This is a genomic window from Streptomyces sp. NPDC037100 (genome assembly GCF_055606225.1).
In genome coordinates this window covers 613,279-622,977 of the sequence record NZ_JBVJSX010000003.1, presented here as the reverse complement: position 1 = coordinate 622,977, position 9,699 = coordinate 613,279, and the positions used below count along the sequence as shown (strand labels likewise).

At 69.1% G+C, this 9,699-nt stretch carries 9 protein-coding genes; 2 read left to right on the top strand and 7 right to left on the bottom strand.

Going from position 1 to position 9,699, the window contains the following annotated elements:
* Window positions 1-158 precede the first annotated feature (158 nt).
* Complete coding sequence (locus ACZ7EG_RS12860; RefSeq protein WP_078955969.1) at window positions 159-455, bottom strand: Rieske (2Fe-2S) protein; 297 nt, start codon at window positions 453-455, stop codon at window positions 159-161.
* 354 nt (window positions 456-809) lie between these two features.
* Here ACZ7EG_RS12860 and ACZ7EG_RS12855 point away from each other — a divergent pair, with 354 nt between their 5' ends.
* Window positions 810-1,829 (top strand): helix-turn-helix transcriptional regulator, encoded by a 1,020-nt coding sequence (locus ACZ7EG_RS12855; protein ID WP_471076334.1) that lies wholly within the window; start codon window positions 810-812, stop codon window positions 1,827-1,829.
* Window positions 1,826-2,812, top strand: coding sequence for a helix-turn-helix transcriptional regulator (locus ACZ7EG_RS12850; RefSeq protein ID WP_471076332.1), 987 nt, complete (start codon window positions 1,826-1,828; stop codon window positions 2,810-2,812). Before ACZ7EG_RS12855 ends, ACZ7EG_RS12850 begins: the two co-directional genes overlap by 4 nt.
* Here ACZ7EG_RS12850 and ACZ7EG_RS12845 read toward each other — a convergent pair.
* The 6 genes from ACZ7EG_RS12845 to dnaK all read right to left on the bottom strand — a co-directional run bounded on the left by ACZ7EG_RS12845 (window position 2,775) and on the right by dnaK (window position 9,620).
* A complete protein-coding gene (locus ACZ7EG_RS12845) occupies window positions 2,775-3,824 on the bottom strand; it encodes a helix-turn-helix transcriptional regulator (protein WP_471076330.1) in 1,050 nt (349 codons plus the stop codon). The two genes, ACZ7EG_RS12850 and ACZ7EG_RS12845, sit on opposite strands and share 38 nt — an antisense overlap.
* A gap of 208 nt (window positions 3,825-4,032) precedes the next feature.
* Window positions 4,033-5,142, bottom strand: coding sequence for a sugar ABC transporter substrate-binding protein (locus tag ACZ7EG_RS12840; RefSeq protein WP_471076327.1), 1,110 nt, complete (start codon window positions 5,140-5,142; stop codon window positions 4,033-4,035).
* 280 nt (window positions 5,143-5,422) lie between these two features.
* On the bottom strand, window positions 5,423-5,875 hold the full coding sequence (locus ACZ7EG_RS12835; RefSeq protein ID WP_033310108.1) for a heat shock protein transcriptional repressor HspR: 453 nt from the start codon (window positions 5,873-5,875) through the stop codon (window positions 5,423-5,425).
* Between the two features lie 5 nt (window positions 5,876-5,880).
* The gene (dnaJ, locus tag ACZ7EG_RS12830; RefSeq protein ID WP_471076324.1) at window positions 5,881-7,068 is read right to left on the bottom strand and encodes a molecular chaperone DnaJ; all 1,188 of its coding nucleotides are present in this window, start codon (window positions 7,066-7,068) and stop codon (window positions 5,881-5,883) included.
* Between the two features lie 33 nt (window positions 7,069-7,101).
* Window positions 7,102-7,767, bottom strand: a complete 666-nt coding sequence (gene grpE, locus ACZ7EG_RS12825; RefSeq protein WP_471076321.1) for a nucleotide exchange factor GrpE — start codon at window positions 7,765-7,767, stop codon at window positions 7,102-7,104.
* Complete coding sequence (dnaK, locus tag ACZ7EG_RS12820) at window positions 7,764-9,620, bottom strand: molecular chaperone DnaK (protein ID WP_471076318.1); 1,857 nt, start codon at window positions 9,618-9,620, stop codon at window positions 7,764-7,766. The genes grpE and dnaK overlap by 4 nt, the downstream gene beginning before the upstream one ends.
* Window positions 9,621-9,699: the final 79 nt, after the last annotated feature.

Here is a 9,699-nt window from a genome sequence, read left to right as displayed (position 1 = left end):
GCTACCTACCGTGGGACCCACTGGGATCCACCCCCCCCCAGCCCACCCACCACCCCAACCACCCACACGAAGTCAAGGCCTCGTCCTTATGTCGCTTCCCTCCCCCCCCCGCTGCGGGGGGAAGCACCTGAGCGATCTGTTACGACGGGGGAATCGCGTCAGGCACTGCGGGGGGTGGCAGAGATGGTCCTCGGGGCGGGAGCGTCGGCCTCCACCTGCCGGTGGTCCCGTTGGTCCAGGTTCACAAAGATCATTCCGTACCGTACGGCACATCGCACTGGCTGCGGCGCCCCCCGAGGCCGCCGCAGACACCGGTAGGCCCGTACGTCCTCGTCGTCGTCCCGCGTGACGACCACCGGCTCGCCGAAAACGGTCACCATCAACGAGTCACCGCTGTGGGGGATGGCGGTGACCAGGTCGATGAAGTGCCAGCCGGAGCGGTAGGCGGTGGCCATTTCACGACGGAAGGAGCGGTCGTCGGGTGGAGTGGTCACGTCAGCTCCCGGCTCCGTCTGCAGTGGCCACCGCGGACTGGGCCGCCGCCGGCCACACGCTGTCGGCCAGAACATGACTCTTGGCAGCCGCCGGCCAGACACTGTCCGCCCGGTCATCGCCGTTCGTGCCCGACAGGCCACTCACGGTTCCGAAGGCCACGACGGCAGAGAAGGCGGCGACAAGCCCCAAGCGAAGCATTCTGTTACGCATAGTCGGCTTCGTCCTCACTTGAAGGTCCCCTCTTCCCCCGTCGAATACGACGATGGCTCATTCGGGCACGTCATGGCCACAGAATCAATGCATCATGTTCCTGCATGTTCAGGACCCTGGGGGGTGGAGATTTGACAACGAATCGGACCAAGGTGACACATCCCCATGTGGTGACCGAGATGTGCGAGGAAGGTGGCCGACTTTACGCGAACGCCCTGCGTGCGGGACGCGTTCTGCGAGCGGACGTGGAAGCGGCGCCCTGCCTGATGGAGTTCGCCCTTCTCCACCCGGACCCCGACGACCCGGACTGGCTGCGCCCCATCCCCCCGGCTGTGGCACTCGCCCAGCGGCTCAATCCCATCGAGAACGAGATCACCGAGCGCAGGCGCGTGTCGATCGAACTGTCCGACACCTTCGCCCCTTTCATGGCGCTCAGCGCACAGGCCACGACCAGCAGCGACTCGATCACGGTCCTGGAGGGCAGCGAGCGCATCAACGCGGCGCTCAACCTGGCAACGGCCCAGTGCCAGACCGAGATGCTCACGATCCAGCCGAGCGGTCATCGGCCCGAACGCAGCCTGATCCAGGGGCTGGAACGCGACCGGCCGCTGATCGAACGTGGTGTGCGCATACGGACGCTGTATCCGCACACGGCGCGGTACAACCCCGAGAGGCTCACCTACGCCGGCCAGTTCCCCGACGGCAAGGTGGAACACCGGACCATCGACGGACTGGTCGAACGGCTCATCATCTGCGACGAGACGGTCGCCTTCATCCCCACGCGCGACGACCAGAAGGTCGCTCTCGAGCTCCGTCATCCCGGGCTCGTCTCCTACCTGATCAAGGTCTTCGAGTTCATGTGGGACCGAGCCGTCCCGTTGAGCGCCGGCGCCCCCTACGAAACCGCCCCCGACGGCATCACGGAGATTCAGCACTCCATCGCCAAGCTCCTGGTCGAGGGTCATGTCGACGAGGCCATCGCCCGCCGCCTGGGCATGAACGTCCGCACCTGCCGGGCCCATATCGCCAAGCTGGCGTCGGCTCTGGGCAGCGGGAGCCGCGCCCAACTGGGCTATCTCATCGCGCAGTCCGGCATCCTGGAACGGGCGGGTGCGGCCCAGTGAGCGCACCGCATCCGGAGCACGGCACGGGCGACCTGTGTTCCGCGGGCACGGACCTGTACGAGCGGGCACTGCGCGAAGGGCAATTACCGGCCGGAGAAGCCCAATCGGCCCCGTGCCTCGTCGACCTCGGCCTGCTGCACCCCGCCCTCGACGACCCCACCCGTCTGGAACCCGTGGCCCCGGTCGTCGCACTGCACCGGCTGCTGCGCAGCTCCGAAGAACGGATCGCGACCGAACGGCGGCGTGAGGCACGGCTGGCCGAGACGTTCGGTCACCTCATGCGGGTCGCCGGGCAGGGGACCGCTGCCACCGAGACCCCCATGATCCGGCTGCTCACCGGCACGGAGCGGATCAACCGGGCCATCACCGACGCCATGGCCGAGGCCTCCGAGGAACTGGTCACCATCCAGCCCCGCGCCGGACTCACCGGGGCACGCGGTCAGGCCGCCGACGCTGCCTCGCTCGGCCGCGACCAGGCTGCGCTGGACCGAGGCTGCAGGATACGCACGCTCTACCCGCATACGCTGCGCCATTTCCCGACCATCGCCGCCCGGTGCGAGCGGTTGAAGGGCGACATCGAGGTGCGCTCACTGGACGAAGTGCCCGACCGCCTCATCGCCATCGACCGCGCCGTGGCCTTCATCCCGGCCGACAAGGACGGCAAACTCGCGCTGGAGATCCGGCACCCGGCGCTCGTGGACCACCTGGTCACCACGTTCGACCGCCTGTGGCGCCTCGCCACCCCCATGCACCCGACGGCCGCCCCCCAGCCCTCCCACAACGGCATCACCCCCCGCCAGCACGCGATAGCCGCCCTCCTCGTCGAGGGCCACACCGACGCCGTGATAGCCGACCGGCTGGGGATGAACATCCGTACCGCGCGCGTTCACATCGCCAAGCTCGCCGCGACTCTGGGCAGTCAGAGCAGGGCGCAGCTCGGGTACCTCATCGGGCAGTCCGGGATCCTTGATCGGGGGCGCTGAGGGACGGGGACGGGGACGCGGCTGAGGGGGGCGGGCCGTCGAGGCCCGCCTGGGCGATGCGCACGCCGAGTTGGGTACGGCTGGCCGCCCCCAGCGTCTCCGAGAGCCGCGCGATGTGCGCCCGGCAGGTCCGGACGCTTATGCCCAGCCGTTCCGCGATGACGGCGTCCTGATGCCCCTCCGCCAGCAGCGCCGCGATCGACTGCTCCCGGTGGGAGATGCCCTCGATGCCGGTGTCGGGCAGCGGGGCCGTGAGGGGGATGGCGAGGCGCCACAGCCGTTCGAAAACCGTGAGGAGGTACTCGACGATCGCCGGATGCCGTAGCTCCAGGGCCATGGTGCGGTCGGAGTTGGCGGGGATGAACGCCACCGTCCGGTCGAAGAGGATCAGCCGGTCGATCACCTCGTCCAGCGTGCGCGCCTCCACCGCGTCGCCCATCAGCTCCAGATAGTTCAGCAACCCCTGCCCGTGCCGGGCGACATGGGTGTACAGGTCCCGCATCCGCACGCCCCGGCCGCGCAGCGCCAGCGCCCGGTGCAGCCCCTCGGAGAGCTCGGCCTCCCGGCGGATGCCGCCGGGCTGGACGGTGATGACCTCGGCCGTGCACGCCTGGGTCGCCTCGTCCATCGCGGCCTGGATCCGGGCGAGTCCGTCCAGGACCCGGATCGCCGGGCCCTCCGCCGCCGACGCGGCCGGCCGCACCCGGTGGCCCAGCCCGGCGTACCACTCGACGGCCGCGACAGCCGAACCCACCCGCCGTCGGCTCGCGCTGACCTCGTCGTACATCCCGCGCAGCAGCCGGGTCATGACCTCCTGCGGGGAGGTCGGCACCAGCCAGTCCATGTCGTCGGGATCCGGGTGCAGCAGGGCGAGTTCCAGCAGGCAGGGCACCGGTTCGGCGTCCCGGCGCGGCACCCGGCCGCGCCGTACGGCCCGGGAATACACACGATCCCCGGCGTCGCACAGTCGGTCGGCACCATGGGGATGCTCATCCACCCCGTGCCCGGCCATCGCCCATCCCACCCCCGGTTCCGCCGTCTTCCGCAGCGCAACTATGCGCGGACCGAACGTGCTCCGCAACACGGCTCCCCGCGCGACGACCGCCGGAAACCACCGGTACACACCGGTGTCTCCGGCCTCGGTTCGTCCGGTCGCGGGTCCGGTCCCAGGTCCGGTCGAAGCGGAGGGCCAGGGGTGGTGAACCCGGCTCGCCGCACGGCTACTTCAGGCCGATGGCCCGGCACGCCGCCTTGTACTCGGCCGTGCAGATGTCCGACAGCTTGTAGATGTCCTCCGCGACCACCGTGTCCTTGATGTTCTCCCTCGTCAGGGCGACCACCGGCACGAGCTGCGCGGGAATGCCCTTGTCGGTCGGGCTGTCGACCCTGTCGCGGGTGAGGGCGGCGAACTGGATGTCGCGGCCCTGGACCTTGGCCACGGCCATCTCCGCGGCGTTCTCCGCCTCCTGCGGGTACGACTTGTAGACGCTCATGTACTGCTCACCGGTGATGATCCGCTGCACCGCGGGCAGTTCCGCGTCCTGGCCGGTGATGGGCGGCAGCTTGGTCACGCCCGCGGCCTTCAGCGCGTTGACGATGCCGCCCGCCATGCCGTCGTTGGCGGAGTAGACGGCGTCGATGTCACCCTTGCCGATCTTCGCGATCGCCTCGGCCATGTTGGCCTCGGCGTTCTCCGGCTTCCAGTCCTTGGTGTCGAAGGACTGGGCGATGGTCACCTTGCCGTTCAGCTCGGACATCGCGCCCGCCTTGAACTGCTTGGCGTTCGGGTCGGTGGACGAGCCGTTCATCATGACTATCTTGTCGGAGAGGCTCGCCTTCTCCCCGATGGCCTCCAGCAGGGAGCGGCCCTGGACCTCGCCCACCAGCTCGTTGTCGAAGGAGATGTACGCGTCGATCGGGCCCTCGGCCAGTCGGTCGTAGGCGATGACCGGAATGCCGGCCTCCTTGGCCTTCTCCACGCCGCTCGCGATGGCCTTCGCGTCGACGGCGTCCAGCAGGATCACGTCGACCCGGTCGTCGATCATCTGCTGCAGCTGGCTCGCCTGCTTGTCCGCGCTCGCCTCGGCGTTGGCGTACTCGACGCGGCCCTTGTCGTTGGTGAGCGACTCGATCTTCCTCTTGATGATCGGGTAGTCGAAGCTCTCGTAGCGCGTGTTCGCCTTCTCCGGCAGCAGCAGACCCACGGTGATGTCGTTGCCCTTGGTCGGGCTCGCGTCGTCACTGCTCCCCGTCGCGTTGAGCACGCCGCAGCCGGCGAGCGTGACGGACAGCGTGGCCACGGCCACGGACATGGAGATACGACGACGCATGCGGGGGCTCACTTCGCGTGTGATTCGGACGTGGGCACAGCTTTGCGGCCCATGTGACTCAAAAGCCAACGCGGAGGCGCCCCCCCAGGTCAAGCGGAACCACTTAACGAGATGACAACACCACGCTCCGCAAGCGTTGTGGAGACTCTGCGGAATCACCTTCAAGTGGTGCGCACCCCCCGGTCATCCACGGGAGGCCCAGCGAAACCAGGGCAAGACCTACAAAGCACGCGAAAAGGACCGGGAGTCAACTCCCGGCCCCTTCACCTGTGTACGCGCGTCAGTCGGACTGCTGCTGCCGCTTCGGCCGCCACACCACCAGCGCGCTGGTCTGCTGCACCTCCTGGTACGGCACCAGGTCGCGGCGGTACGACGCGTGCACCGCCGCCTCGCGCTGGCGCATCGCCGCCGCCGCGCCGTCGAGCGCGTCCTGCATCTCGGCGACCCGGGCCTGGAGCGCGGCGACCTGGTTCTCCAGTTCGATGATGCGCTTGATACCGGCCAGGTTGATGCCCTCGTCCTGCGACAACTGCTGGACGGTGCGCAGCAGTTCGATGTCACGGGCCGAGTAGCGGCGGCCCCGGCCGGCGGTACGGTCCGGGGAGACCAGACCCAGCCGGTCGTACTGGCGCAGGGTCTGCGGGTGCAGGCCGGACAGCTGGGCCGCCACCGAGATGACGTAGACCGGGGTTTCCTCGGTCAGTTCATACGGATTGCGCCGACGACCGTCCATCTGACTCATGCTCCCTTCGCGGCCTGGAACAGATCCGCCCGCGGATCCTCACCCGCGGTCGCCTCTCGGTACGCCTCGAGTGCGTCACGAGCCTTCCCCGACAGGTCCTTCGGAACACTCACCTCCACGGTGACCAGGAGGTCGCCGCGGGTGCCGTCCTTGCGGACCGCGCCCTTGCCCCGGGCGCGCATGGTACGCCCGTTGGGCGTGCCCGGCGGCAGCTTCAGCGTGACGGGCGGGCCGCCCAGGGTGGGCACCCGCACCTCGCCGCCGAGGGCCGCCTCGGCGAAGGTCACCGGGACGGTGACCGTGAGGTTGTCCTCCTTGCGGCCGAACACCGGGTGGGAGTCGACGTGCACGACCACATAGAGGTCGCCCGCCGGCCCGCCGCGCTCGCCCGGCGCGCCCTTGCCGCGCAGCCTGATCCGCTGGCCGTCGCTGACGCCCGCGGGGATGCGCACCTGCATGGTCCGCGAGGACTTGGCCCGGCCGCTGCCCTTGCAGACCTCGCAGGCGTTCTCCGCGATCAGGCCGCGGCCCTTGCAGTCCGGGCAGGGGTCGGTCAGGGAGAAGCCGCCGCCGCTGCCCCGGGCGACCTGCCCGGTGCCGACGCAGGTCGGGCACACGCGCGGCGTGCCGTTCTTGTCGCCGGTGCCGGAACAGGCCTTGCAGGGAGACTGCGACGACATCCGCAGCGGGACGGTCGCGCCCTCGATCGCCTCCGTGAAGCTGAGCGTGACCTCTGACTCGATGTCCTGGCCGCGCCGGGGGTGCGCACGCGTCCCCGGACCGCCCGCACCGCCGCGGTTGAACAGGCCCCCGAAAACGTCACCGAGACCGCCGCCGAAGCCGCCGGCCCCCTGGCCGCCGCCCTGGGCGCCGCCTCCGAAGAGGTCGCCCAGGTCGAAGTTGAACGAGCCGCCCGCGCCGCCCGGCCCCGGGCGGAAGCCGCCGTTGCCGAAGAGGGCGCGCGCGTCGTCGTACTCCTTGCGCTTCTTGGGGTCGCCGAGGATGTCGTTGGCCTCGGAGATCTCCTTGAAGCGCTCCTCCGCCTTGACGTTTCCCTTGTTGGCGTCCGGGTGGTTCTCGCGGGCGAGCTTCCGGTACGCCTTCTTGATCTCGGCCTCGGTGGCGTCCTTGGGGACGCCGAGGACCTTGTAGTAGTCCTTCTCGATGAAGTCCTTGGTGCTCATCCTCGACGCCCCTCCTTCCCTTCGTCTATGACGTCAGCCCTCGTCCGGGCCACCGCTCTCCTTGTCGTCGGCGTCGGCGGACTCGTCCGCCTTGACCGTCTGCGCCCCCGGCTGGGGTTCGGCCACGGCCACCCGCGCGGGGCGGATGGTGCGCTCGCCGATCCGGTACCCGGGCTGCAGAATCGCCACGCACGTCGTCTCGGTGACGTCCGGCGCGTAGCTGTGCATCAGGGCTTCGTGGATCGTCGGGTCGAAGGGCTCGCCCTCCTTGCCGAACTGCTGCAGGCCCATCTTCGCCGCGGTGCTCTCCAGCGACTCGGCGACGGACTTGAAGCCGCCGACCAGCTCGCCGTGTTCGCGCGCGCGGCCGATGTCGTCGAGCACGGGCAGGAGCTCGATCAGGAGGTTCGCGATGGCGATCTCCTTGACCGCGATCCGGTCGCGCTCGACCCGGCGGCGGTAGTTCTGGAACTCGGCCTGGAGGCGCTGGAGGTCCGCCGTGCGCTCACTGAGCGCGGTGCGGGCCTGGTCCAGCTGGGCCACCAGAGCCACGTCCTGGCCCGTGTCCCCGGCCGGGGCCGCCCCCTCCTCCGCGGAGGGGGAGGCGGCCTTCGGCTCGGCGTCTTCGGAGGTGGCGCCGGAAGGGACGTCGGGCTGCTGCGACTGCTGCTCGTCGAAGCCCGGGGTCTCCTCCGTCACGCGGCACCGTCCTTCCGGTCCTCGTCGACGATCTCGGCGTCGACGACGTCGTCGTCAGCGGCCTTGGCACCACCGGCGTCACCGGCGTCACCCGCGGGGCCACCGGCGGCCTGGGCCGCACCCGCGTCCGCGTACATGGCCTGGCCGAGCTTCTGCGAGACGGCCGCGACCTTCTCGGTGGCGGTGCGGATCTCGGTGGAGTCCTCGCCCTTGAGCTTTTCCTTCAGCTCGGCGACGGCTTCCTCGACCTCGGTCTTGATGTCGCCCGGGACCTTGTCCTCGTTGTCCTTGAGGAACTTCTCGGTCTGGTAGACGAGCTGCTCGCCCTGGTTGCGGGACTCGGCGGCCTCGCGGCGCTTGTGGTCCTCCTCCGCGTACTGCTCGGCCTCCTGGCGCATGCGGTCGACCTCGTCCTTCGGCAGCGAGGAGCCGCCGGTGACGGTCATCTTCTGCTCCTTGCCCGTGCCCAGGTCCTTGGCGGTCACGTGCATGATGCCGTTGGCGTCGATGTCGAAGGACACCTCGATCTGCGGGACGCCGCGGGGCGCCGGCGGCAGACCGGTCAGCTCGAACATCCCGAGCTTCTTGTTGTACGCCGCGATCTCGCGCTCACCCTGGTAGACCTGGATCTGCACGGACGGCTGGTTGTCCTCGGCGGTGGTGAAGATCTCGGACCGCTTGGTCGGGATCGTCGTGTTCCGCTCGATGAGCTTGGTCATGATGCCGCCCTTGGTCTCGATGCCGAGGGACAGCGGGGTGACGTCGAGGAGCAGGACGTCCTTGACCTCGCCCTTGAGGACACCGGCCTGCAGGGCGGCGCCGATGGCGACGACCTCGTCCGGGTTGACGCCCTTGTTGGCGTCCTTGCCGCCGGTCAGCTCCTTGACGAGCTCGGCGACGGCGGGCATACGGGTGGAGCCGCCGACCAGGACGACGTGGTCGATCTCGCTGATGGAGATGCCGGCGTCCTTGATGACGTTGTGGAACGGCGTCTTGCAGCGCTCCAGGAGGTCCGCGGTCAGCTGCTGGAACTGGGCGCGGGTGAGCTTCTCGTCGAGGTGCAGGGGACCCTCGGCGGAGGCGGTGATGTAGGGCAGGTTGATCGAGGTCTCGGTGGACGAGGACAGCTCGATCTTCGCCTTCTCGGCGGCCTCGCGCAGACGCTGCAGGGCCATCTTGTCCTTGCCCAGGTCCACGCCGTGGCCGGACTGGAACTGCTGGACGAGGTAGTCGACGACGCGCTGGTCCCAGTCGTCACCACCGAGGTGGTTGTCACCGTTGGTGGCCTTCACCTCGACGACACCGTCGCCGATCTCCAGCAGCGAGACGTCGAACGTACCGCCACCGAGGTCGAAGACCAGGATGGTCTGGTCGTCCTTGTCGAGGCCGTACGCCAGGGCGGCCGCGGTCGGCTCGTTGACGATGCGCAGCACGTTCAGACCGGCGATCTCGCCGGCCTCCTTCGTGGCCTGACGCTCGGAGTCGTTGAAGTACGCCGGGACGGTGATGACCGCGTCGGTCACCTTCTCGCCCAGGTAGGCCTCGGCGTCACGCTTGAGCTTCTGGAGCACGAAGGCGCTGATCTGCTGCGGGTTGAAGGGCTTCCCGTCCAGCTCGATCTTCCAGTCGGTGCCCATGTGACGCTTGACGGAGCGGATGGTCCGGTCCACGTTCGTGACCGCCTGGCGCTTGGCCACCTCTCCGACGAGCACCTCACCGTTCTTGGCGAAGGCGACGACGGACGGCGTGGTCCTGGCGCCCTCGGCGTTGGTGATGACGGTGGGCTCGCCGCCCTCCAGAACGCTGACGACGGAGTTAGTCGTGCCCAGGTCGATGCCGACCGCACGTGCCATGGTTGATTCCTCCAGCTGACTTGAGTGGAACGGACTCAAGTGTGCACGACGGCTCCCCACCGGTCAACAGAGCTGAGTC